This is a genomic window from Polynucleobacter sp. JS-Fieb-80-E5 (assembly GCF_018882015.1).
Lineage (GTDB): Bacteria > Pseudomonadota > Gammaproteobacteria > Burkholderiales > Burkholderiaceae > Polynucleobacter.
This window is the reverse complement of record NZ_JACVPH010000004.1, coordinates 201,203-224,818: the sequence shown is the minus strand read 5'-3', so window position 1 is coordinate 224,818 and position 23,616 is coordinate 201,203. Positions and strand designations below refer to the sequence as shown.

General features: G+C 46.5%; 22 protein-coding genes and 1 pseudogene. 11 read left to right on the top strand and 12 right to left on the bottom strand.

What is annotated here, in order from left to right:
• Positions 1-7: 7 nt before the first annotated feature.
• The 3 genes from ICN44_RS07795 to ICN44_RS07785 all read right to left on the bottom strand — a co-directional run bounded on the left by ICN44_RS07795 (position 8) and on the right by ICN44_RS07785 (position 4,917).
• The gene (locus ICN44_RS07795; RefSeq protein ID WP_255537522.1) at positions 8-2,872 is read right to left on the bottom strand and encodes a ribonucleoside-diphosphate reductase subunit alpha; all 2,865 of its coding nucleotides are present in this window, start codon (positions 2,870-2,872) and stop codon (positions 8-10) included.
• Positions 2,873-3,246: 374 nt separating this feature from the next.
• A complete protein-coding gene (ampD, locus tag ICN44_RS07790) occupies positions 3,247-4,065 on the bottom strand; it encodes a 1,6-anhydro-N-acetylmuramyl-L-alanine amidase AmpD (RefSeq protein WP_255537499.1) in 819 nt (272 codons plus the stop codon).
• Positions 4,066-4,068: 3 nt separating this feature from the next.
• Positions 4,069-4,917: an inner membrane protein YpjD gene (locus ICN44_RS07785; protein ID WP_216263392.1), complete on the bottom strand. Its 849-nt coding sequence runs from the start codon at positions 4,915-4,917 to the stop codon at positions 4,069-4,071.
• A gap of 20 nt (positions 4,918-4,937) precedes the next feature.
• Between ICN44_RS07785 and ffh the strand changes: the two genes are divergently transcribed.
• Positions 4,938-6,320: a signal recognition particle protein gene (ffh, locus tag ICN44_RS07780; RefSeq protein WP_216263391.1), complete on the top strand. Its 1,383-nt coding sequence runs from the start codon at positions 4,938-4,940 to the stop codon at positions 6,318-6,320.
• On the opposite strand, the gene ICN44_RS07775 is transcribed toward ffh, so the two are convergent.
• Complete coding sequence (locus ICN44_RS07775; RefSeq protein WP_216263390.1) at positions 6,321-8,063, bottom strand: proline--tRNA ligase; 1,743 nt, start codon at positions 8,061-8,063, stop codon at positions 6,321-6,323.
• Between the two features lie 48 nt (positions 8,064-8,111).
• Between ICN44_RS07775 and ICN44_RS07770 the strand changes: the two genes are divergently transcribed.
• Together ICN44_RS07770 and ICN44_RS07765 are read left to right on the top strand one after the other, a co-directional pair.
• Positions 8,112-8,711, top strand: coding sequence for an RNA pyrophosphohydrolase (locus ICN44_RS07770; RefSeq protein ID WP_216263389.1), 600 nt, complete (start codon positions 8,112-8,114; stop codon positions 8,709-8,711).
• Positions 8,708-9,271 (top strand): CNP1-like family protein, encoded by a 564-nt coding sequence (locus ICN44_RS07765; RefSeq protein ID WP_216263388.1) that lies wholly within the window; start codon positions 8,708-8,710, stop codon positions 9,269-9,271. The genes ICN44_RS07770 and ICN44_RS07765 overlap by 4 nt, the downstream gene beginning before the upstream one ends.
• 29 nt (positions 9,272-9,300) lie before the next feature.
• Here ICN44_RS07765 and proB read toward each other — a convergent pair.
• The 4 genes and pseudogenes from proB to rplU all read right to left on the bottom strand — a co-directional run.
• A pseudogene (proB, locus tag ICN44_RS07760) lies at positions 9,301-10,080 on the bottom strand (glutamate 5-kinase); the annotation flags it as partial.
• Positions 10,081-10,101: 21 nt separating this feature from the next.
• Positions 10,102-11,190: a GTPase ObgE gene (gene obgE, locus ICN44_RS07755; RefSeq protein ID WP_072583369.1), complete on the bottom strand. Its 1,089-nt coding sequence runs from the start codon at positions 11,188-11,190 to the stop codon at positions 10,102-10,104.
• Between the two features lie 88 nt (positions 11,191-11,278).
• Positions 11,279-11,539: a 50S ribosomal protein L27 gene (gene rpmA, locus ICN44_RS07750; protein WP_011902041.1), complete on the bottom strand. Its 261-nt coding sequence runs from the start codon at positions 11,537-11,539 to the stop codon at positions 11,279-11,281.
• A 19-nt stretch (positions 11,540-11,558) separates the two neighbouring features.
• A complete protein-coding gene (gene rplU / locus ICN44_RS07745) occupies positions 11,559-11,870 on the bottom strand; it encodes a 50S ribosomal protein L21 (protein WP_011902040.1) in 312 nt (103 codons plus the stop codon).
• A gap of 75 nt (positions 11,871-11,945) precedes the next feature.
• On the opposite strand from rplU, the gene ICN44_RS07740 reads away from it, so the two are divergent.
• Positions 11,946-12,950, top strand: a complete 1,005-nt coding sequence (locus tag ICN44_RS07740; protein ID WP_216263386.1) for a polyprenyl synthetase family protein — start codon at positions 11,946-11,948, stop codon at positions 12,948-12,950.
• On the opposite strand, the gene ICN44_RS07735 is transcribed toward ICN44_RS07740, so the two are convergent.
• Complete coding sequence (locus ICN44_RS07735) at positions 12,947-13,882, bottom strand: glycine/sarcosine/betaine reductase selenoprotein B family protein (protein WP_216263385.1); 936 nt, start codon at positions 13,880-13,882, stop codon at positions 12,947-12,949. The genes ICN44_RS07740 and ICN44_RS07735 overlap by 4 nt on opposite strands.
• A gap of 56 nt (positions 13,883-13,938) precedes the next feature.
• On the opposite strand from ICN44_RS07735, the gene ICN44_RS07730 reads away from it, so the two are divergent.
• The gene (locus tag ICN44_RS07730) at positions 13,939-14,706 is read left to right on the top strand and encodes a fumarylacetoacetate hydrolase family protein (protein ID WP_216263384.1); all 768 of its coding nucleotides are present in this window, start codon (positions 13,939-13,941) and stop codon (positions 14,704-14,706) included.
• Positions 14,707-14,788: 82 nt separating this feature from the next.
• Here ICN44_RS07730 and ICN44_RS07725 read toward each other — a convergent pair whose 3' ends face one another.
• Positions 14,789-15,808: a 2-dehydropantoate 2-reductase gene (locus ICN44_RS07725; RefSeq protein ID WP_216263383.1), complete on the bottom strand. Its 1,020-nt coding sequence runs from the start codon at positions 15,806-15,808 to the stop codon at positions 14,789-14,791.
• A 105-nt stretch (positions 15,809-15,913) separates the two neighbouring features.
• Positions 15,914-17,329 carry a sodium:solute symporter family protein gene (locus ICN44_RS07720; protein WP_216263479.1) on the bottom strand — a complete coding sequence of 472 codons (1,416 nt, stop codon included), beginning with the start codon at positions 17,327-17,329 and terminating at the stop codon, positions 15,914-15,916.
• Between the two features lie 118 nt (positions 17,330-17,447).
• Between ICN44_RS07720 and ICN44_RS07715 the strand changes: the two genes are divergently transcribed.
• Positions 17,448-18,422: a squalene/phytoene synthase family protein gene (locus tag ICN44_RS07715; protein ID WP_216263382.1), complete on the top strand. Its 975-nt coding sequence runs from the start codon at positions 17,448-17,450 to the stop codon at positions 18,420-18,422.
• Between the two features lie 6 nt (positions 18,423-18,428).
• Here ICN44_RS07715 and ICN44_RS07710 read toward each other — a convergent pair whose 3' ends face one another.
• A complete protein-coding gene (locus ICN44_RS07710; protein ID WP_216263381.1) occupies positions 18,429-18,941 on the bottom strand; it encodes a methylated-DNA--[protein]-cysteine S-methyltransferase in 513 nt (170 codons plus the stop codon).
• 118 nt (positions 18,942-19,059) lie between these two features.
• Between ICN44_RS07710 and ICN44_RS07705 the strand changes: the two genes are divergently transcribed.
• Genes ICN44_RS07705 through coaE form a run of 5 tightly spaced genes read left to right on the top strand, consistent with a single transcriptional unit; the run spans position 19,060 to position 23,606 of the window.
• A complete protein-coding gene (locus ICN44_RS07705; protein ID WP_216263380.1) occupies positions 19,060-20,352 on the top strand; it encodes an HlyC/CorC family transporter in 1,293 nt (430 codons plus the stop codon).
• Positions 20,349-21,428, top strand: coding sequence for a GspE/PulE family protein (locus tag ICN44_RS07700; RefSeq protein ID WP_216263379.1), 1,080 nt, complete (start codon positions 20,349-20,351; stop codon positions 21,426-21,428). Before ICN44_RS07705 ends, ICN44_RS07700 begins: the two co-directional genes overlap by 4 nt.
• Entirely contained in the window at positions 21,419-22,465 is a 1,047-nt protein-coding gene (locus ICN44_RS07695) for a type II secretion system F family protein (protein ID WP_216263378.1), read from the top strand. Before ICN44_RS07700 ends, ICN44_RS07695 begins: the two co-directional genes overlap by 10 nt.
• Entirely contained in the window at positions 22,465-22,965 is a 501-nt protein-coding gene (locus ICN44_RS07690) for an A24 family peptidase (protein ID WP_216263377.1), read from the top strand. The genes ICN44_RS07695 and ICN44_RS07690 overlap by 1 nt, the downstream gene beginning before the upstream one ends.
• Complete coding sequence (coaE, locus tag ICN44_RS07685) at positions 22,920-23,606, top strand: dephospho-CoA kinase (RefSeq protein ID WP_216263376.1); 687 nt, start codon at positions 22,920-22,922, stop codon at positions 23,604-23,606. The genes ICN44_RS07690 and coaE overlap by 46 nt, the downstream gene beginning before the upstream one ends.
• Positions 23,607-23,616 lie beyond the last annotated feature (10 nt).

The window sequence follows — 23,616 nt, the reverse complement described above, 5'->3', positions numbered from 1 at the left end:
AAATCGCTTATTGACATGCTTCACATTCTTCGAAACCAGCATCGCCTGGGCGCATTGTGCAAACTGGGCCATCAGCTTCTTGTGCGGCTGCCGCATCTGTACCATTTACGCCACCACCGCTAGAAACCGAGTTCAACTGACCACTAGCAACGGTTGATTTCTCAACGTGAGTTGCAGCCATTGTGCGGAGGTAATAAGTGGTTTTCAAGCCACGTAACCAAGCCAACTTATAGGTGTCATCCAATTTCTTACCGGAAGCGCCACCCATGTAGATGTTGAGTGACTGAGCTTGGTCGATCCATTTCTGACGACGTGAAGCAGCTTCAACCAGCCAGCTTGGCTCAACTTCAAAAGCAGTTGCATACAAATCACGTAAATCTTGTGGAATGCGGTCGATTTTGGACAAAGTGCCGTCAAAGTACTTCAAGTCAGCAATCATCACTTCATCCCAAAGACCGCGATCTTTCAAATCACGAACCAAGTACTCATTTACCACTGTGAATTCGCCTGAAAGGTTGGATTTCACAAACAAGTTTTGGAATGTAGGCTCGATACAAGCTGAAACACCAATAATGTTTGAAATCGTTGCTGTTGGGGCAATCGCTACGCAATTAGAGTTGCGCATACCATGTTGCTTGATGCTTGCACGTAAACCGCTCCAATCCATAGTAGAAGAGTTATCCACCTCAACATAACCACCGCGCTCAGCTGCCAACATGGCCACTGAATCCTGTGGGAGGATGCCACGATCCCACAAAGAACCCTTATAGGTGCTGTAAACGCCGCGCTCAGCTGCCAATTCATTGGATGCTTGGTATGCGTAGTAGCAAACCGCTTCCATTGAAGAGTCAGCAAACTTCACAGCCTCATCGCTAGCATAAGGAATACGCTGCATATGTAAGCAATCCTGGAAGCCCATGATGCCCATGCCCACTGGACGGTGCTTCAAGTTGGAGTTACGCGCTTTAGCTACTGCGTAGTAGTTGATATCAATCACGTTATCCAACATACGCATTGCAGTACGAACGGTTCTTTGGAGCTTCTCGTGATCCAAAATCATCTTGCCGTTGGCATCTGTAGTCATGTGAGCAGTTAAGTTCACAGAACCCAAGTTACAAACTGCAATCTCGGTCTCGTTTGTATTGAGGGTAATCTCAGTACAGAGGTTAGATGAGTGAACTACGCCAATGTGCTGTTGTGGGCTACGGATATTGCAAGGATCTTTGAAAGTAATCCATGGGTGACCTGTTTCAAACAACATACCGAGCATCTTGCGCCACAATTGCTGCGCTGGAATACGGCGGAATGGCTTCAATTCACCACGATCCGCTTTTTGTTCATAGGCAACATAAGCCTCTTCAAATGCTCTGCCGAATTTGTCATGCAAATCTGGAGTATTTGATGGTGAGAACAACGTCCAATCGCCACCTTCCATTACACGTTTCATGAACAAATCGGGGATCCAGTTTGAGGTATTCATATCGTGGGTACGACGACGGTCGTCACCAGTGTTCTTACGTAACTCCAAGAACTCTTCGATATCTAAGTGCCATGTTTCTAAGTAGGCACATACCGCACCTTTACGCTTACCGCCTTGGTTCACAGCAACTGCAGTGTCGTTCACCACCTTCAAGAATGGCACAACACCTTGTGATTTACCGTTAGTTCCTTTGATATGGCTTCCCAACGCACGAACATTAGTCCAGTCATTACCCAAACCACCAGCAAACTTAGACAGCAACGCATTTTCTTTCAATGCTTCGTAAATTCCATCCAAATCATCATCCACTGTCGTCAAGTAGCAGCTAGAGAGCTGTGGGCGAGTTGTTGCTGAGTTGAACAATGTTGGTGTGCTGGACATGAAATCAAATGTAGACAGGATTTCATAGAACTCGATTGCACGACGTTCGCGATCCATCTCATTCAAAGACAAGCCCATTGCAACGCGCATAAAGAAAGCCTGTGGCATTTCAATACGGCGCTCTTCAATATGCAAGAAATAGCGGTCATACAAAGTTTGCAAGCCAAGGTAGTTGAACTGCAAGTCACGGCTGGCATTCAAGGCTGCAGCCAGGCGTGGCAAGTCAAACTCACGCATGCGTGGGTCCAGCAACTCAGCAGAGATACCTTCATTGATGTACTTCGCAAAGTAAGTGCTGTATTCAGCTTGTGTATCACCTTGCAATACTTCCTTGCCAAAGATTTCTTTACGAATCACGTGCATCAAGATGCGTGCTGTTACTTGGCTGTAGGCCGGATCTTTTTCAATCAAAGTACGGGAAGCCAAAATAGCAGAGTCATATACCTGCGCCATTGGTACGCCGTCGTACAAGTTCTTGATAGTCTCAGTAATGATTGGAGTAGCGTCAATATGAGTACCCAAACCTTCACAGGCTGCCTCAATTACAGTACGCAAAGCGGCCATATCAAGCCACTTCTCAACACCGTTGTCAGTTACCTTGATGCCAGACTCGCCAGCTTGATTTGCGTTCTGTGCTTCTTGGGAAACTTCTTGCTGAGCGGCGCGCTCTTGGTTGCGCTTTTCACGATAGAGAACGTAAGCACGAGCAACGTTGTGCTCGCCACTTCGCATCAAAGCCAATTCAACTTGGTCTTGAATATCTTCAATATGGAAGGTTCCACCGTTTGGACGACTACGCAACAACGCTCGCACAACAGAGTGAGTCAACTGCTCTACCTGTTCACGAACACGTGCTGATGCAGCACCTTGTCCACCATTAACCGCTAAAAATGCCTTCGTTACTGCAATCGCAATTTTGGATGGCTCAAATGCTACAACTGAGCCATTACGGCGAATAATTTTGTAATCAGACAATTGAGTTGCCTGAGTGCCACCAACACCACCAGCCATAAAGCTGGCAGAAGGAGCTTGGTTTACCGCCCCTGCAGGACTCATTCCTGGATTATTCGCTCCAGCTGCTTGGCCTGCTGTCTGTGGATTAGCGTATGTCATGTTGCTCCTGCGTATATATAGTTATTTGGACAAAATATCGTTAAAAAACAATGGGGTATTGCTAGATTCAAACACTACATCTAGTGTCTTGAAGCGGATTAGGCACTAAGTATAGGGAAATATTTGATAATTGGTAAGCTATTTATGACAAATATTTATTAGTACTTTTACTAAGTTTTCCACTTATTTTGGGGTGATTTTGGTGTGGGATTTTTAGCCCGTTTTAGATAAAGGCTAAAAAAGTAAGCGTACGCTCACATACAAAAGGAAGACTATCGAGGACTTAGACCAAAAGGTAGTCGTTCAGAAGGAATGCTTGTCTCTTTTTGGAACTTTTTCCAGTCAAAATAAATTCCAGGATCTGTTTTGCGATCAGGTGCAATGTCGCTGTGTCCAGCAAATTGCAAATGAGGATATGTGACTGCCAATTTCTGAATGAGATTTACCAAGACTTGATACTGAGTATCTTCAAATGGCGAATCTCCATCCCCCTCTACCTCAATACCAATCGAAAAGTCATTGCACTTTTCCCTGCCAAAAAATGATGAAACACCAGCGTGCCAAGCCTTGTTCTGTGTAGAGACAAACTGGATTAACTCTCCAGAGCGGGCAATCAAGAAATGGCTGGATACCTTTTGGTCAGCAATCTCTGCAAAATAAGGATGCGCATTTGAGTCCAGCTTATTTTGGAAAAAATCCACAATATGCTGACTAGACGATTGATTTCTAAACTCGCCTGGCGGAAGACTGATGTGATGAATCACCACTAGATCGGGGATAACACTTTCTGGTCTAAAGTCTTGGTTAGGTGAAATTCTCCAGCGCGCATCACCGACCCAACCTTGCGAATCCAAAGTCTGGAGATGTTCTTTTGAGCAATAAAAACGGTCGTCATAAGTTAAGGCTTCTGACTTGGGTAGGTGCACTTTGCAGCACTGACATTGAACCATCACTTCAGGTGTAGCCGGCTTCTCAGCCTTATTTTTATTGGGCTCAGAGGTATGCCCTACATTCGTTGCGGCCTGCTTCTTGCTCTTAATCCAGAGGTAAAAAAGTCCAGCACCTGCAAATAATAAAAGCCACTTAAACAAAGCTTAAGCTCTCTGAAGGATGACTTCAACTACAAAGCGACTACCGACATATGCAAGCAATAAGGCGGTGTAAGCGCTCAATACCCAGCGAATAGCAGCCCTGCCACGCAATCCAACTCGCCAACGTGCTATCAATAGACCTGCAAATAAAAACCAAGAGATCAAAGCAAAAATCGTTTTGTGATCAAACACTAGAGGTTTACCAAACAAGGTTTGCGAGAACAGTAATCCGGAGAAAACAGTCAAGCTAAGCAATCCAAAACCAACGTAAAGCAAATTAAATAGGATACTTTCCATAGTCATTAAGGGTGGAAGTTCTTCCAGCCAATGCGCAAAACGACTGTTAGGAATAATGGCCAACTGACGATGCAAAGCACGATCTTGTATGCTCATCAGCATGGCATGCATTGCCGCTAAACTCAGCAACCCCACCGCGACCGTTGCAACAACAAAATGGCCTTTAAACCAAGGATCTGCAACAGCCTTGGGAGAAATTAAGATACCTGGGAAAACACTGGGAAGAAACGCGCAAATCATTGCAAACATTAATGCCATCCAACGCAAGCTGGAAATGGGTAAAAACCAAGACTGAAACCAATAAAAAGCCAAGCCAACCCACGCAATTAAGGACAAATCTTGTGCAAACCCAAATACAAAGCCTTGTGGGGTGAATACGGAATCATGAAGTTGCGCCCCATGAATCACCAAAATTACAAAAATTGCAGCTTGCACCAAAGTGCCAGACACCCCAGACTCAACGCCGCTCTTGGCTTTGAAGCTCAAAATGAGTAAAAGCGCTAAATAAAGTGCGGAAGGAAGCCATCCGTAACTTGAGTAACCTAAAATATCCATGTGGAAAGTCTAATCGATAAATGCTAGAAAACCTCACCGACCGTCTATCTCGCGTTGTTAAAACAATGCGGGGCCAAGCCCGCCTCACCGAAACCAATACAGCAGAAATGCTACGGGAAATCCGTTTAGCCCTATTGGAAGCTGACGTAGCGCTACCGGTAGTCAAGTCTTTACTGGAACAAATTAAATTTAAAGCCCTTGGCGAGGAAGTGGTTGGAAGCCTCAGTCCTGGACAAGCTCTGGTTGGCGTAGTTCAACGTGAACTCGCCCAAGTCATGATGGGTGACACCAATCAAAGCGGCGAACTCAATCTTGCTACCCAACCTCCTGCAGTCATCTTGATGGCCGGCCTACAAGGTGCGGGTAAAACGACATCCGTTGGCAAACTCGCCAAGTGGTTGCAAGAGAAAAAGAAAAAGAAGGTTCTGACTGTTTCTTGTGACGTCTATCGTCCAGCTGCGATTGAGCAATTAGAAACTGTTACTAAGCAGGTTGGTGCTGAGTTTTTCCCGAGCGACATTAGTCAAAAGCCAAATGACATTGCTGTAGCTGCTCTGGATTGGGCACGTCGTCATTACTTTGATGTGGTAATTGTGGATACCGCAGGACGTCTTGGCATTGATGAAGCTCTGATGCAAGAAATCAAAACTTTGCATGCCAACCTCAATCCAATCGAAACCTTGTTCGTAGTTGACGCCATGCTTGGTCAAGACGCGGTCAATACTGCTAAAGCCTTCCATGAAGCGCTCCCACTCACCGGCGTGATCCTAACGAAGCTAGATGGTGACTCTCGCGGTGGCGCGGCACTTTCAGTACGTCAAGTAACCGGTGTACCACTCAAATTTATCGGTGTCGCCGAGAAGATGGATGGTCTAGAGGCATTTGATGCTGAACGCATGGCCAATCGCATTCTGGGCATGGGCGATATTCTGGCTCTAGTTGAGCAAGCCCAGCAACACGTTGACGTTGCCAAAGCAGAAAAATTAGCTAGCAAGATTTCTAAAGGTGGTTTTGATCTAGAAGATTTTCGAGATCAACTCATGCAAATGCAAAAGATGGGTGGCATGGCTAGCCTGATGGACAAGTTACCCAGCCAAGTTGCCCAAGCGGCCTCCAAAGCAAATCTCAGTAATGCAGATAAACAAACTACGCGTATGCGCGGCATTATTGATAGCATGACTCCTCGCGAGCGCAGAAAGCCTGAATTACTGAAAGCCAGTCGTAAGCGTCGCATTGCTGCCGGCTCCGGCGTAGAAGTGCAAGAGGTCAATCGTCTGCTAGCTCAGTTCGAGCAAATGCAAACCATGATGAAGCAATTCAAGGGTGGAAAAATGGCGCGCACCATGGCCACCATGGCTGCAAAAGGAGCCGCCAAGGGTATTGGCGGGCTCTTTAAGAAATAATTAATTAACTAAGCTCTTTGCTGCTTGAACTGCAGCAAGCACTTTTGCTTTGATGTCATTTAGTGGGATGTTCTGGGACTCTGCATCAGTCCGACCCTTAAATTCCACTTGAGAATCTGCCAAGCCGCGATCGCCAATCACTACGCGGAATGGCGCCCCAATCAACTCCCAGTCAGCAAACATCGCGCCTGGACGCTCATTTCGGTCATCCAGGATCACATCAATTCCAGCCGCTAAGAGCTCATCGTGCAACTGATCGCATGCGGCTTTAACTGCTTCTGATTTCTCGTAACCCATTGGGCAAATGACCACCTCGAATGGCGCCATTGAGATTGGCCAGATAATGCCTTTCTCGTCATGCCCCTGCTCAATGGCAGCACCAAGCAAACGAGTAACACCAATCCCGTAACAACCCATCACCATTGGCTGAGCTTTGCCCTGTTGATCTAAGTAAGTGCAACCCATTGCTTCTGAATAACGAGTGCCCAATTGAAATACGTGCCCGACTTCAATACCGCGGCAAATATCCACAACCCCTTTGCCATCCGGTGAGGGATCACCTATCACCGCGTTACGAATATCCAGCACCAAAGGCTCAGGCAAATCACGACCCCAGTTCACGCCAGTCAAGTGATACCCAGCATCGTTAGCGCCACAGACAAAGTCAGCCATATTGGCAACGGTGCGATCAGCAACAACAGCCACTTCAGTGCTTACCCCAACAGGACCTAAATAACCTGCTGGCGCATTGCAAGCTTGTTTGATTTCTGCTTCAGTAGCAAAGCGTGATTCTGCCATACCAGGAATCTTGGTCGCCTTCACTTCATTAAGCTCGTGGTCGCCACGCACTAGCAACATAAATAGTTTGGCCGGACCTTTTTCTTGATCAGCAGCAAACAATAATGACTTCACTGTGTTCTCAAGAGGAATATTTAAGAACTTCGCTACCTCTGCGCAATTTGTCTTGTCAGGCGTTGGCACTTTGGCCATCGCAGCAGCTGCAGCGGGACGTGTGGCAAGTAAAGCCAAAGACTCGGCCGCCTCTAAATTAGCTGCGTAGTCAGAGCTAGGGCAATACACAATCGCATCCTCACCAGTATCGGCAATCACGTGAAACTCTTGACTACCAGAGCCCCCAATGGCGCCATTGTCTGCGGTTACTGCACGGAACTGCAGACCCATACGCTTAAAGATGCGGGTGTAAGCATCAAACATCATTTGATAAGACTTCTTGAGACCCTCAACATCGCGATCAAATGAGTAAGCATCTTTCATGCTGAATTCGCGACCACGCATGATGCCAAAACGAGGGCGACGCTCATCGCGGAATTTTGTTTGAATTTGATAGAAGTTCACTGGCAATTGCTTGTAACTCTTAATCTCATTGCGAGCCAAATCAGTGATCACCTCTTCAGAAGTTGGCTGAATCAAAAAATCACGATCATGGCGATCTTTGATGCGCAGCAACTCTGGACCCATCTTTTCCCAACGACCAGTCTCTTGCCACAATTCAGCAGGCTGAATTATTGGCATGAGCAATTCAATTGCGCCAGCACGATTCATTTCTTCGCGAATGATGTTTTCTACTTTGCGAATCACCTTCAAACCCAGCGGCAAATAGTTGTAAATGCCTGCGCTGAGCTTACGAATTAAACCTGCACGCACCATAAGTTTGTGCGAAACCACCTCAGCGTCGGAGGGGGCTTCTTTTAGCGTGGCGAGAAATGATTGTGAGGCTTTCATGTATGGATATAATCAAATCGTTGATTTTAAAGGATTTGAGGCACGATCATGCTTGACCGTGAAGGGTATCGCCCGAATGTCGGCATTGTCCTCCTCAACAGCCGTAACGAGGTTTTCTGGGGAAAACGCGTTGGGCAGCATTCGTGGCAGTTCCCGCAGGGCGGGATTCAGCATGGTGAAAGCCCTGAACAGGCTATGTACCGCGAATTGCAAGAGGAGGTTGGCTTACTGCCGGAGCATGTCCAAATTATTGGACGCACTAGGGATTGGCTTCGCTACGACGTCCCTGAGGAATACTTGCGCCGTCAACACGCCACTCGGGTCCATAGGGCAGCATACCGCGGTCAAAAACAAATTTGGTTTCTCTTGCGCCTAGTAGGCCTAGATAGCGATATCCAATTACGCGCTTCAGAACACCCTGAATTCGATGCTTGGCGCTGGGTCCCCTTCTGGATTCAATTAGATGCCGTCATTGGCTTTAAGCGTGAAGTTTATCAACTAGCGCTTTCAGAATTAGCGCGTTTCCTATCCCGTGGCATGCGCATGCAGCAACTCGCCTGGGGATCCCCTCTTGATTTAATTCAGTCTTTTTACGGTGGCCCTCACGAACATCCGAAAGACGACAACCCAAACGATCAATCCACATGACTATTTCTTTAAAGCGCTTCTATCTCTCATGCAGTACCGCAATCCTCGGCCTTGCATTATCTGCATGCGGTGGAGACGCCCTTATTAGTGGTGTAGATCCTTTTGCGCCCATGGTGTTTAAAGAAGGTACAACCGCCATGCCCCTGAACCCACCAAACCAATCTACCTTGGTGCCCTTTTACGTTTCTCAACGCACTATCTTTAAATTTGCAGTGGATACTGACTCAATATTGATTGGCGCAGATGGTATCACTCGATATATTGTTGTTATTAGCAGCCCCAGTGGAAGTCAACAAACTCAATATGAGGGTATTCGCTGCGATTCTTTTCAGTGGCGTCTTTATGGCAATCTAGAGAGCGGTGTTTGGAAAGAAAATCCTTTAGGTAGCTGGAAAAATATTCAAAGCGATATACCTAATCGCTATCAGGCTTCGTTAGCTCAAGGCGCTTTTTGCAACTTTAGCAATCAAGAAAAGAACATCAAAACCATTTTGCATTCTCTCAATCCGAATGGCTTTATTGGCGGGCAAAAGCCAACGAATTCAAACGGTATTCAATAAAAATTTGAAGTCTGCGTAACTGGCGCTTACTGAGCGCTCAAGTGGGTACCTATTTTCTCGCCTGCCATTAAGCGGGTAAGCACATGGGGTTCGCGCCCAGAGGCAATCACTGTTGCTGCGCCAGTTTGCACTGCAATCTTTGCTGCCAGCACCTTAGTCAACATGCCGCCCTTACTGAGCTCACTAGCAGCGCCGCCTGCCATTTTTTCTAAAGCAGGATCTCCCGCAATAGCATCCGCAAGCAAGGTGGCATTTGGATTTTGACGTGGATCCGCAGTAAATAGGCCGCCTTGATCAGTCAAAATCACCAAAAGATCTGCATGAATTAAATTGGTTACTAAAGCAGCAAGACTATCGTTGTCGCCAAACTTAATTTCATCAGTTACTACAGTGTCATTCTCATTGATGATGGGAACTACACCCAATTTCAATAAAGTATCGAGGGTAGCTCTAGCATTGGCATTACGCTCAGAATCGGCCAAGTCTGCGTTGGTTAGCAAGACCTGAGCACTGCGAAGATTGAAACGCGCAAAACAACTTTCATAAACCTGAACCAAGCCCATCTGACCAACTGCAGCAGCGGCTTGCAGTTGATGAATTTCTTGTGGACGCTTAGTCCAACCCAGACGCTGCATACCTTCAGCAATAGCACCTGAGCTCACCATCAATACCTCATGACCCGCCTTTAATAGCCCAACCATTTGCTCAGCCCACATCGCAATCGCAGCGTGATCCAAGCCTTCACCATTATTGGTGACTAGGCTAGATCCCACTTTGACAACAATCCGTTGAGTTTTTTTAGTATTCATAGCAAAAGGCGAGTGAAATATTTAATCTGGTTTTTTATCTTCTAGCTGACCTTGATAACGCGGATCTTGAGCGCGCTCATCCGCATCGTCTCGGTCACGACGTACAGAATCTAAATAATCCTGCAAAGAATAGCAAAGCTTATCGCAACCCAAGCCTGTTAAGGCTGAGATCTCAAAGACGGGGCCTTTCCATTTGAAGCGCTTTATAAAGTCAGCAACTACTGTCTTGCGATCTTCCTCGGGAATCATGTCCACTTTATTTAAGACTAGCCAACGTGGCTTCTCAACCAAAGCTTCGTCGTACTTACGCAATTCATTCACAATCGCTACAGCATCTGCCACTGGATCAATATTCGCATCAAATGGAGCAATATCAACCAAATGCAGCAATACCCCTGTGCGTTGTAAATGGCGCAAGAAGCGATGGCCCAAACCAGCGCCTTCAGCCGCACCTTCAATCAAACCAGGAATATCGGCAATCACAAAACTGCGCTCAGCTCCCACACGCACTACACCCAAATTTGGATGCAAAGTGGTAAATGGATAATCCGCAATCTTTGGACGCGCATTCGAAACTGCAGTAATCAAGGTAGATTTACCTGCATTAGGCATGCCCAATAAACCAACGTCGGCCAATACTTTTAATTCAAGCTTGAGCTTACGACGTTCGCCTTCTTTGCCATTTGTCTTTTGGCGTGGCGCTCTATTCGTACTACTCTTAAAGTGAATATTGCCCCAACCACCAACACCGCCCTGCGCCAAACAAAGGCGCTCACCATGTGTAGTTAAGTCAGCAATGGGTTCACCAGTTTCATAGTCGGCAATGATTGTGCCAACCGGCATCCGCAACTCGATATCATCGCCAGCGCGACCATAGCAGTCAGCGCCACGACCAGGCTCACCATTTTTTGCGGTGTGCGTTTTTGCGTAACGGTAATCAATCAGAGTATTGATATTGCGATCGGCTATCGCCCAGACGCTTCCGCCCTTGCCGCCGTCACCACCATCTGGACCGCCAAATTCAATGAACTTTTCGCGGCGCATGGAGGCACTTCCGGCACCACCTTGCCCGGCAATCACTTCAATACGTGCTTCGTCTATAAATTTCATGAATAAAAAAGGCCTCGCTTAGCGAGGCCTGTTCCTAAGAGTTAAATTCGGAATAAATCTGAATCAAACGTGTCTCAGTCAGGCAGCCTTATGAACGAGGCAAGACTGAAACTTGGGCCTTCTTCAAAGCACCCTTAACGCCGAATTCCACTTGTCCGTCAATCAAGGCAAACAAAGTGTGATCCTTACCAATACCAACGTTAGCACCTGGATGAACACGTGTGCCACGTTGACGAATGATGATGCTGCCAGCATTAATATGCTCGCCGCCAAATACCTTAACGCCTAAGCGCTTCGATTCTGAGTCGCGGCCATTTCGTGTTGAGCCGCCGCCTTTTTTCTGTGCCATATCTTTCTCCTACCCTGAATTAGGCTTTAATCGTGTTGATCAAAATTTCAGTGAAATTCTGACGATGGCCTTGGTGCTTTTGATAATGCTTGCGACGGCGCATCTTAAAGATTGTCACTTTATCGTGACGTCCCTGGGAGACGACAGTGGCCATCACAGCTGCACCATTAACCAATGGATCACCTAATTTCAGTGAAGCGCCTTCGCCAACGGCGAGGACTTGGTCAAGAGTGATTTCGCTGCCGATTTCCGCTGGTATCTGTTCTATTTTCAATTTTTCGCCTGCAGCAACTTTATATTGTTTGCCACCGGTTTTTATGACCGCGTACATGGTTTGAAACCTCAATTAATATCTACATTTAAGCTAATCCACCCTGGACCAGCTAAGCCCATTATTATATCTTGCATGACGAGCACTGTCAAAACCAATGACTTAAGCCAAATTCTGGCCCCAATTGCCTTAGATTTCAAGGCCTTAGACGAGGTAATCCGTCAGCGTTTAGCCTCAAAAGTCGCATTAATCGACCAAATCTCGAGCTATATCATCCAGGCTGGCGGTAAGCGGGTCAGACCCGCCCTCTTGATGTTGGTGGCCAAAGCTCTGGCCAACGGCAAAGAAGCACCCCACACCCTGGAAATGTCGGCTGTAGTTGAATTCATCCACACCGCTACCCTGCTTCATGATGATGTAGTTGATGAATCTACCCTCAGAAGAGGTCGTGAGACTGCCAATGCCGCTTTTGGCAATGCTGCCAGTGTTTTAGTGGGCGACTTCTTATATTCCCGAGCCTTCCAAATGATGGTTGGCCCAAATGACCTTCGCGTCATGCAAATTTTGTCAGACGCAACCAATACGATTGCCGAAGGCGAAGTTTTGCAACTTCTCAATATGAATGACCCAGAAGTGGATGAAGCAAGTTATTTACAGGTCATTCGCTATAAAACAGCCAAGCTTTTTGAAGCCTCTACTGAGCTAGGTGCCATCCTGGCTAATGCCACCGATGCACAGCGTGAACAAGCTGCTGCATTTGGACGTCACATCGGCACTGCTTTTCAGTTAATGGATGACTTGCTAGACTACACCGCCAATGCTGCACAGATGGGAAAAAATGCTGGGGATGATTTACGCGAAGGTAAGCCTACGCTGCCACTGATTTACTTGCTAGAAAACGGCAGTAATGAAGAGCGTCTTTTAGTACGTGCAGCAATTGAACAAAACCAAGATTTACCAGATGATGTGTTTGCGCAAATCCTTGCCGCCGTCCAAAATTCTGGTGCTCTTGATTACACCCAAGCTGCAGCAAAACGTGAAGCAGATCTCGCCTTGGCTTGTCTTAAAGACTTCCCGGCAAATCAAGCCAGCACTGCGCTACAAGCCCTGTGCGCATACTCTCTCACGAGACAAACTTAAGATCCCAAAGTATTCAATCTGAGTTCACGCGCAGTCATTCGCACCTGCTCGGCCTCTTCACGCAAACGTGCAATTTCTTGCGGTGATAACTGCTCTAGATTGGAATAATTCAATTTCCACGACGGATCTTCTGACCATACCAATGGCGATTGAACCGTTGTGCGGGCTGCAGGAGCCGACTCTAAAAGCCGCAAGGCCAACTCAAAATTCAAATCCTGCGAAGGCACATCATTTGGTTTTGCAGCCGCATTACCCAACGGCAAATCACTAAATAAAAGTCGTGGCACACCGCAATACTCAACAATATCTTTAGCGGCGCCCATCACAACTGTTGAAATTCCTGCAGTCTCTAAATAACGTGCTAATAAACTTTGGCTCTGATGACATATTGGACAATTCGGAATTAATACCGCTACATCGACACCGTCGGCTTTCATCATTTCTAAAATGCGAGGGGCATCACTCTCTAATGTGTGGCGCTGACTGCGATTAGTTGGTAAGCCATAGAAGTTTGCTGAAACCGCGCCTATCCTTCCAGCTGTAAGCGCTCGTTTGGCAGCGTCCAGTGGGAACCAGCAATTGCCGTCTTCCATATTGGCATTCTTGCGATCAACCCCCACATGGGCAATTCGTAAATCGATACTTCCTTCGCTCGATTGTTGATATGGCTGATAAAACTTGGCTGCGGCATTGTAAGAAGCTCCCTGGCCCTGCGGCCCTTTACTGGGATCATGAGGAACGGCTGTAGTAATGAGGCCCAAAACAGATTGTGCAAGTGGCCTTTTCAGCGGAGTAAATGGCACATCACCATAGTGAGCCCAAACATAAGGATTCTCATAACCCAAACCCAAGTAGTAGCTGCGGGTGCGATCCATATAGCGAATCGGCTGATCCTGTTCTGGTGCAAATATGAGCTCAGAAGTCTTAGACATCAATTCATCCCTGTAAGATATTGCATATCAAATATTTAACCTCATAGGAACTCATTATGGCTCAGTGGCTTAGATTTCAACATCAAGGAAAAAGTGGTTTAGGACAAGTACAGGGCGACCAAATCGCAGTGTATGAAGGTGACTTATTTAAAGGACCTAAGGCCACCGGCGAAACCCTCAAGCTGGCTGATGTAACGATTGATATCCCATGCACTCCTTCCAAGATGGTTGCCATGGTCGATAACTTCCATGCACTGGTAACGAAGCTTGAGCATGCCGTACCTGTAGAGCCTTTGTACTTTCTCAAAGGAAATAACTCCTTCTTAGCAGCCAACCAAGTGATTCGCACTCCCAAGTCCTATTCCGGAAAAGTCGTTTATGAAGGGGAGCTTGGTATTGTGATCGGCAAACGCTGTCATGAAGTAGATGAGGCGGAAGCAGCTAAAGCCATCTTTGGCTATACCTGCATCAATGATGTCACCGCAATTGAAATCCTGAACCGCGACCCTGGTTATGCACAGTGGACTCGCTCTAAGAGTTTTAATACCTTTGGCGTATTCGGCCCCTACATCACTACCGATGTAGATCCGAGCAAGCTAACGATCAAAACCATTCTCAATGGTCAAGAGCGTCAAAACTATCCGATTACGGACATGATTTTCGCGCCCGCAAAATTAGTGAGTCTGATTTCCCAGGATGTGCCGCTTGAAGCTGGAGACATCATTGCCTGCGGCACTTCCGTTGGTGTTGGCTCCATGAAACCTGGTAGCAATGTCAGCATTATTATTGATGGTGTTGGACAACTAGATAATCGCTTCGAGTAATACTTCGAATAACTTCTAGTGCCAAAAAAACCCTTGCCATGATCAGTAGCAAGGGTTTTTTATTTGGAGAAACTTTACTTTTTTAGTAGCCCGATACCGATGGCAAGGCCAAGCTTCCTTTAGAAGCCTGAACATTTTCATCCAAGTACTTGGTCAAAGCAAATACAGTATTTAAGCAAGGTGTTGGGGTTTGGGTGATCTTGCCTAACTCAATCACCGACCCTAACAAAGCATCAATCTCCAAGCTACGGCCCGCTTCCAAGTCTTGCAACATCGAGGTTTTGTGCTTACCCACTTTTTCAGCACCAGCGATACGACGCTCGATATCCACACGGAAAGTCACGCCCAACTTCTCAGCAATCGTCTGCGCTTCGGCCATCATGTTGCGAGCCAGCTCTTTGGTCAATGGGTATTGGCAAATACCTTCCAAGGTGCCGTGCGTCAGAGAGCTAATTGGATTGAAAGTCATATTGCCCCAAAGCTTGAGCCAGATCTCTGAGCGAATGTCATCCAAAATTGGAGACTTAAATCCAGCTGCGCCCATCATCTCCGATATCTTCTGAATGCGCTCAGTATTCTTGCCGTCCAACTCACCCAATGGGAAACGATTCCCTTCAACGTGACGAATGACCCCAGGAGCCTGCGTAAAGGTGGCTGGATATACGACGCAACCAATAATGTTTTCTGGATTGATGGCGTTCTTAGCAACACCACCAGCATCTACTGTTTCCACTGCATGATCTTGATACTCGCCGCTCAACTTCTGGAAATACCACCAAGGAATTCCGTTCTGCATTGGGATCAAAATAGTTTCGGGAGCCATGATGGCCGCCAAATCATCAATGATCGGCTCCACTTGATGAGCCTTCACCGCTAGAATCACAACATCAGGAGTTTCAGCATCACGAATTTTTTCTACCGCTTTAACTTGTGCAACCAAAGGTTCTGGTTGGTCATCCATAATTAAAGCCAGGCCACGCTCTTTAATTGCGGCTAAAGTAGCACCGCGCGCAACAACCGTTACCTCATTGCCGGCGCGCGCCAACATGACAGCCAAGTAGCCGCCAATAGCGCCACCCCCGCCGATCACACAGATTTTCATAGGAACCCCTTAAGAACAAAAAATTTTGAATTAGTTTCATATTAGAGGAGATTTTTTTGCAATGGAAATTAATCTCATTTGCCTAAATATTAGGCAAATCGCACTCTAAACCGCTTTTAAGGAGTCTTTTGGAACCAAGCTTCCTAAAATCATACCAACAATACTAGCCATTAGGCCAGCTAATTGAGGCGGAAGAATGGCATTCGGAGCCAAAATCTCACAACTAATCCAGATGGTTAAGCCTCCAACTACAGCTAATAATCCCCCCAAGGAGTTTGCTCTAGGCCAGTAAACCCCAAACGCTAACGGCACAAATGCGGCAACTAGAGTCACTTTATAGGCGCTTTCCACCATCTTAAAAATAGAAAGCTCCGAGTTCACCGCAAAGAAAGTGACCACTACAGCAAAACATAAAACCGTAATCCGCATGACCTTTAACAAATCATGATCAGATAAATGTTTGAAAAAACCTCGCACAATATTTTCAGCAAACGTTACCGATGGCGCCAATAGGGTAGCGCTGGCACAACTCTTAATGGCTGAGAGGAGTGCACCAAAGAACATCACTTGAGCAATCAGTGGCGCGTGATTCAGAATCAGCTTAGGCAAGATCATCTGTGGATCAGTGGTGAGGTATTCCTTGACCAAATCCGGGCTAATCAAGGTTGCCGAGTAAGCCAAATACATAGGCACAAAAGCGAAAATAAAGTAAAGCACGCCACCTAGCAAAGCTGCTTGGACGGCAATGTTCACATTCTTAGATGAGGTAATTCGCTGAAAGACATCTTGCTGCGGAATGGATCCCAGCATCATGGTGCATAAGGCAGCAACAAAGCCTAAGATCGAAGCTAAATTCATATCCGGCCAGAAGTTGCTAAATTGGCCAGCAGCAGCAGCATGCTCAATGACCACGCCTATGCCGCCAGTCTGCGAGGTCATCTCACCACCGATATAGAGCATGCCAACCACGATAATGATCATCTGAATGAAGTCCGTAATGGCAACGGACCACATGCCGCCAAATAGGGTGTAAATCAATACGCTAGCAGCACCAATCATCATGCCACCCGTCTGAGAAATACCGCCTTCAGAGACAACATTAAACACCAATCCCAGAGCTTTAATTTGTGCAGCAACCCAACCCAAGTAAGAAACAACAATACAAAGGGTTACTAAAACCTCAACTGTGCGGCCATACTTTTCACGAAAGAAGTCACCGATAGTGAGCATGCGACGGTTATAAAGATGGCGAGCAAAAAAGAGCCCTACCAAAATTAAACAAAGAGAGGAGCCAAAGGGATCTGCAACCACTCCCCCCAAGCCCTCTTTGAGAAAAGTGGCTGGAATTCCTAAAACGGTTTCAGAGCCAAACCAGGTCGCAAATACAGTGGCGGTCACAATCGGCAAAGGAAGGCTATGACCAGCCGCCGCAAAGTCAGCAGTATTTTTAACTCTGAGGGCTGCCCATAAGCCAATGCCAACTGAGATAACCCAGTAAATAATTACAAACCAAATTAGCACGCCCAAATACTCCTTGTGAAATTTGATGAAATTATATGGCTATGTCACTTTTGGTAGTTAGTAAAAAGTACCAATTTGGATCGCTCCACTGAGAGCATCGGTCTGACATAATTCAAGAGTGAGAACACCTGAGCAAACCCCGACATTGAGCCCAACTAACGATTTGGACTACCAAAAGGCCATCCTAGGATCTGTCTCACGTACTTTTGCTCTTACCATCCCACTTCTACCCCCAAGCATCGAAAAGGTAGTCGGCAACACCTATTTGCTGTGCCGCATTGTTGACACCATTGAGGATGCCGCAGATTTAAGCCCGCAGAGCAAGCAAGCTCTTTCGGCGCTATTTTTAGATGCGGTGCTTGAGAAGGCTCCAGTTGAGACATTTGTTGCGCCTTGCCTCAACGCATTAAAAAATTACAGCAATCAAGATGAGTTGGATTTAATTTCTCATACACCCACTGTTCTGCGAATTTTGCATACCTGCTCTATCCAGGATCAAGTAGCAGTCAGTCGTTGCGTTTCCATCATGTCTGAAGGAATGTCGTTCTTCCATGGAAGACAAAACCAAGCCGGCCTTCAAGATCTTGCTGAGTTTGAGCAATATTGCTATGTCGTGGCAGGTGTAGTTGGCGAACTGCTAACAACCATCTTTAGCAATCATTCCCAAGCCTTTAAAGAAAAAATGGCCGGGCATGAAAATTTGGCAATCGCATTTGGTCAAGCGCTGCAAATGACTAATATTCTCAAAGACTCGCCAGAGGATAAGGCCCGTGGCGTCTCCTGGAAGCCAATCAATGTTAGTCATGAAGCACTTCTAAGGCTGGCCTATGAAAAGCTACAAGAATCGCTGCATTACATTCTGTTGATTCCTAAAGAGGAGCCGGGTATGAGACGTTTTTGCTTCTTGGCTTTTGGCTTAGCGGTAATGACTCTGTCAAAGATTGCAGATCGCAAAGAATTCGATAGTAAAGATGAAGTAAAGCTTTCCAGAAACACCGTCATGAGTTTCTACGGCTTTACAAAGTGGGCCGTTAAAAGCGATATGGTGATGAAGATTTTTTTCAGCCTTAGCAGCAGATCACTCGCTAAATAAACAAACCTACAAAGCACCCTCATGCTTTAAAAGCCAGAGCTTGATTTGGCGATATAGGCCTGGGGAGTTTTCTTTCATGAAGCCGCCAATACCCTGAGCAGAAACCACTCGATGGCAAGGTGCTATTAGGGGGTAGGGATTGGCACCGCACGCTGTACCTACTGCACGCGCCCCACTCTGAATCTTCCGCGCCAATTCACCATAGGTTCTTGTTTGGCCGGCGGGTATATCTTGAATGCTCGCCCACACTTTTCTTTGATGCTCAGTACCCACAGGTTTTGTGGGTAAGTCAAATTGCCAATGAGGATCCTGGAAGTAAGCCTTGCACTGCCGCGCAACCTCTTTAGCCAGCTGATTCTGTGGGGTGATTAACGCTGTATTGGCGGGCAAATAATCCATTCTAGAAAGCATCAGGCTGCCCTCCACCATTTCCGTCGAAATGCCTAGACACCCAAAAGGTGCCGCAATAACACAGTAGTTAGCGCCATTTGAGCTCAAAGGGGTTGGTATGGAAGCCATATCAAGTGATTCTTACACAAATAAACAAGAGGGATGACAGGCCTTTATTCCATGGCTATAGCTTAAGAAATGCCACTTTGCTATATTGACTCATCCTTACTTTTTTCAGGCAGACCTCATGGACACCTTTTTTGACGATTGGCCGCTTTACAGCCAAGTTGCTCTAGTCCTATTTTTACTTGCACTATCTGGCTTTTTCTCGATGGCAGAAACCAGCATGCTGTCCTCGAATCGTCATCGCCTACGTGCGATGGCCAATGGCGGCAATGCCGGTGCAGCGCTAGCTGAGAGACTCCTAAAGCGTATTGATTCATTGTTGTCGGTGTTACTGATTTCGAACAACCTGATCAATACCGTTCTTCCTATTCTGGTTACGGGGATTGCGCTGCATATTTTTGGTGATAGCGGTCTCGTACTCTCAATTGCTACTTTAGTTGTGGCCTTACTCATCATTATTTTTAGCGAGATTACTCCGAAGGTCATTGGCGCCGCTTTTCCAGAAAAGATTGCCTCCCATGTTGGCTGGTTTATTTTGCCACTCACTTTTGCATTAAAACCTTTGCTTTGGTTTATCAATAACTTTGTTTCTGGTCTTATGAAAGTATCTGGCCTGCAATCCTCCACTGATAGCAGGGCTATGAGCAAAGAAGAGTTACGCAGTCTCGTTTTAGAGTCAAATCGTTTTGTCTCCAATCATCATCGCAACATCCTACTCAACTTATTCAACTTGGAAAACATTACCGTTGATGATGTGATGACACCCAGGTCGAAGATTGAGGTTTTGGATCTCTCAAGACCTATTGATGAAGTAGTCCAACAATTGGAAACTTGCTATCACAACAAATTACCCGTTTGCGATGGTGACTCTGAGCGTATTGTCGGGATCCTTTCTGTCAAAAAGGCCTTGTCCTTGCTAGGCGATACAGACCTTAAGCATGAAGACTTTAGGGTGTTATTAAACGAGCCTTACTTCATCCCCAGTAGCACCCCCGTATTGCAGCAAATGCAGTTTTTCCAAGATAACCAACAGCGCTTAAGTTTGGTTGTAAATGAATATGGTGAAGTTCTGGGGCTAGTGACTTTTGAAGATATCGTAGAAGAGCTCATTGGTGAATTTACGACCTCTTTCTCCAACCTCTCAACTGATCCTCATTGGCTCCCGAATGGAACCTATATAGCAACAGGTGGTGCCTCGCTACGAGATCTCAATCGCTTACTCAACCTCGACCTCCCCTTGGATGGGCCGCGCACCTTAAACGGGCTCATTCTCGAAAAACTCGAGGCTATCCCCGATCATGATGTCAGCATTCGCATTGCTGGCATCGTCATGGAAATTGTTCAATTTGACGAACATGGTGTTAAAACAGTGAAGCTTTATCGTCCCGCCATTCGGACTCAAGACCAAGATTGAGCGTTGCCGCTGATGACTCACTAATCATTCGCACTTGGTATGAAATCGCTACATATGCCCTAGATGCTAGAGCGAGTGATATTCATATAGAGGCTGGGGCTCAAGCCACACTCATTCGTATTCGGGTCGATGGCCTGCTACAAATACAGTCGCATTACCCGATTGAATTTCATGACCGCCTCATCACACGAATCAAAGTTCTGGCGCGCTTAGATATTGCAGAAAAACGCCTGCCGCAAGATGGACGCCTTTGCATTGGCCATAATTTTTCCAAACCCAATATTGATTGCCGGGTCTCAATCTTGCCAACTCTTCATGGAGAAAAGGCGGTTATTCGCATACTGCCCAGTTGCTTAGAAGAGCTTGATCTTAAAGACATTGGCCTGCTCTCGGAACAACTTGAGATATTCCAGCAAGCCCTTGCTCAATCCAACGGGCTGATTCTAGTGACAGGACCGACTGGGAGCGGCAAGACTCGAACGCTCTATAGCTGTCTGCGTCAGCTCAATCAAAATCATCGCAATCTTTGCTCGATAGAAGACCCCATTGAAATTCGTCTTGCTGGAGTCAACCAAGTGGCCTATCACCCGCGGGCAGGTTTGGATTTTCCAACGATCATTCGCGCCCTTCTTCGACAAGATCCGGATGTCATCATGATTGGAGAAATCCGCGATGCCGCTACAGCTCAGCTTGCTATTCAGGCGGCTCAAACTGGGCATCTTGTTCTCAGCACCTTGCATACCCGCAATGCTTGTGGAGCAGTTCCTAGACTTGGCCATCTAGGAGTAGATCAACAATCTCTGGAGTCCTGTCTCTTAAGCGTCAGCTCACAGCGTCTCGTTCGTAAAACCTGCACTCAATGTCTTGGATTAAAGATCAAAAATAACGTGCCATGTTCATTCTGCAAAGGCAGCGGCTACCTTGGGCGCATTGGAGTTCATGAAGTACTAAGCAAAACCCATTTATTTGACTCATCCACCTCATACGTCAGCATGCGAGATGCCGGATTAATCCATATGCAAGCAGGTCTTATTAATCAAGCAGCCCTAGATTCAGAAGTGGGCACATGGCATTAAACAAGCAGAACCAACTTCATTTTGCCGAGCAACTTGTAACTTTGCTAGAGGCAGGTCTACCGCTCCTCAATGCGATTGAACTCATTTACTCAACCGCCCCAAAGGCCTGGATTCCTTGGGTGACTAGCATTCACACCCAGCTCAAAAAGGGTGAAAGTTTTTCTCAATGCTTGCGTGCCCAAGGAAATCTATTTTCTATGGAATTTATTAATCTGATTCGCGTCAGTGAGCGTACTGGTGACTTTCATCTGGCGCTAAAAACCATCTGCCAGCAACTGGAAGCCCAAATTGAATTGCGTCGAAAAATTCAACAGGCAATGAGTTATCCCGCCATCACCCTTACTAGCTCTTGCCTTCTGGTGATAGTAATGATGATTTGGGTTGTACCCGTCTTTAAGGATGTTTTTGCTCATTTTCAAGCGGAGTTGCCAGCCCCGACTAAAGTGTTAATTCAAACATCCTCATGGTTTCAAGCGTTCTACCTTGAAATAGTGATAGCCCTCATTGGCTTTGCTGTGCTCTTTAGCCTTGCTTGGTCCAGGATCCCCAAAATTCAAAAATATTGTGATCGACTGAGCTTCTCTATACCGATGATTGGCCAGCTTCTCAGATTAGCAACACTTACCTACTGGTGTCGGACATTGGGTCATCTCCTAAAGTCTGGATTACCCCTTCCAGATGCATTGAGAGTTACCGCACAATCATCTAACCACTGGCTCAGCCATGATTTCAGCGCTGATATATTCAAACACCTCACTCGCGGCTGGTCACTCGGAGATGCCATAACAAAAGCAGATCCCAAGCACCTACTATTTGATCAGGAAACATTGCAGCTCTTACGAATAGGATCTGAAAGTGGTGCGCTCGCTGAAATGCTACAAAAGCGCGCATCAATATTGGGCTCTCAATTAAGCAATCGCTTAAGCACCCTTAGCCAAAGCTTGGAGCCCTTGTTAATCATTATCGTTGGACTCATTATTGGAAGTCTGGTCATAATCTTATATCTCCCCATCTTTAACCTAGGACAGATTGTTTAATGGGTAATTTTGTTTTGCTCGACTGGATCCGAATATCCCTTATAGCGATCTTGGTGTACTTAGCGTATTACGATTTGCGCACCTTTCGTTTGCCTGATGTCATCACCTTACCGCTCATCTTGCTGGGTCTCTTGTTTAATAGCCTTTCAAATCAACGCTTTATTTCTTCTCAAGACGCAATCATTGGAGCGACCCTAGGCTACACCTGTCTTTGGCTCCTCAACCTTCTTTATCGGACAGTCAAAAAGCAAGATGGGATTGGAATGGGTGATGCCAAACTATTGGCAGCCCTGGGTGCTTGGCTTGGCTGGTTTGCATTACCCAGTATTTTACTAATGGCATCCCTGACCGGACTGATTGGCGGCATTTTCTGGCTGGAGTGGAATAAACAAAATCATCGCTCAGCTTTTCCGTTTGGCCCTTTTCTGACTATTGCTGGCATTATTGAGTTGTTATGGCCACAAACCCTACAAACCCTCCTTCTGAGCAAGCTGATCTAGGCATCCTCAAAGGGCATGTACCCTTTGTAGGTCTAACTGGTGGCATTGGCTCAGGAAAGACCGCCGTGAGCGATCAGCTCGCTCAACTGGGCGCAGGTATTGTTGACACCGATCTCATCGCCCATCAGATCACCGCCCCAAATGGAGTGGCTATCCCCTTCATTCAAAAACAATTTGGCTCTGATTTTGTTGGTTCAAGCGGGGCGCTTGATAGAGTCAAGATGCGTACATTGGTCTTTGCCAATCCCCAAGCTAGAAAGTCTCTGGAAGCAATCACCCACCCCCTTATAAGGGAAGAAACCATTCGGCAAGCCAAACAGCTCATAGAAGATCAGGTGCCTTACCTTGTTTTTGTGGTCCCTCTGTTGGTTGAATCAGGCAATTGGGCGCCCCTTTTGGACTACCTCATAGTAGTGGACTGTCCAGAGGAAACTCAAATTGAACGTGTGATGCACCGCAGCAAATTACCCCGAAACGAGGTTGAGAGGATTCTGAAGGCTCAAGCCAGCAGAGAAGAGCGTATTTCCAGGGCGGATATGGTCATTGAGAATCAGGGCTCTCTTGAGAACTTAAAAACTGAAGTATTAAAGTTGAACGAAAAAATCTTACAGATTCAGAAAGATCGCACCAGTTCGTCATAGAATATGGGCT